A 328-nucleotide genomic window follows, 5' to 3' on the forward strand; every position below is an offset into this window, starting at 1 on the left:
GCGATGAATGGCCCGAGTTGGCGCAGCGGTCCGAGCACGTGGGCGCTTCGATGGCGCAGGCCCACAGCGACCAAGGACACCGGAAACGCCGTGCGCAGGTGGTCCGCATGCCCGCCGACATGCCCGCGGGCGCGCCGACCGGCGCACCGGGCGCCCAGCCGGAGGTCGGCAGGGAGGATCAGGCGCTGGCGGAGGTACAGGTGATGGACGCCGCGCAGTTCCGGGCGAGCGGCCAGGCGTGCGTCGACAACGAGCAGTGGCGCGCGGCTTACGAAGCGATCGCTGCCGGGCTTGCCGAATACCAACGCGACGCCATCCAGGCATACGC

1 protein-coding gene is annotated in these 328 nt (G+C 72.0%); it reads left to right on the forward strand.

Annotated elements, in window-relative coordinates; all coding sequences use genetic code 11:
- Positions 1–50: 50 nt before the first annotated feature.
- Positions 51–328 (forward strand): TipAS antibiotic-recognition domain-containing protein (locus tag UK12_RS34465; protein WP_231591514.1); only part of this gene is annotated, 278 nt, incomplete at its 3' end.

Origin of the sequence: Saccharothrix sp. ST-888 (assembly GCF_000955975.1) — a bacterium.
GTDB lineage: Bacteria > Actinomycetota > Actinomycetes > Streptomycetales > Streptomycetaceae > Kitasatospora.